Genomic DNA, 665 nt, shown 5'->3' on the forward strand with positions numbered 1-665 from the left:
CTGGATCTTGCTGATAAAGCAGGAGGGGATGCGCCCAAACCGGTGACACCAGATACTAAAATGCTCGAAGATATCCGGCTTAGCGCAGGCAATGAACAATTGCTGGCATTGTATAACCGTAGAGATGAACTGAAACAAGCCATCGAAAACTGGTCTACGCTGAGTGAACAAATCAGTCAACGATGGCCTGAATGGAATCAACTAAAGGTACTGTCTGCCCACGCGGAGGATCTGCCTGACGCAGAAATTATCATTAGCCAAGTTGAGCAAATTGAGCAGCAACGCCAACTTTTGGATGAACCTGATCCTATTCAGCCGCTGATCGGTAGCCTGACTCAATTGTTGCGGGATGAGCTGAATGAACTCAAGGCCAGTTACGATACCCAGCACCAACAAGGCATGCAGCGATTGGAAACAGATGAAAACTGGGCCCAATTGGAACCTGAGCAACGCAATAGCCTGTTGAGTGCCCAACACCTGACCATTGCCAGTAAACCCGATATCCAGGTTGGGAGTACCAAAGAAATTCTGGATACCTTGAGCCGAATCAGTTTGAGCGCCCTGGCAGATCGCGTTGCAGCCATGCCATCCCGTTTCGATACGGTATTGGTTGGTGCTGCAGAGATGATGGAGCCCGAAGTGCAGTTCATCTCTGTTCCCAGAAG

1 pseudogene is annotated in these 665 nt (G+C 49.6%); it reads left to right on the forward strand.

What is annotated here, in order from left to right:
• Positions 1-665: pseudogene (locus ACOCD2_RS24410) on the forward strand (BREX system P-loop protein BrxC); the annotation flags it as partial.

It is taken from the genome of Thiolapillus sp., from assembly GCF_048562965.1.
GTDB classification, from domain to species: Bacteria; Pseudomonadota; Gammaproteobacteria; order Chromatiales; family Chromatiaceae; genus Thiolapillus; species Thiolapillus brandeum_A.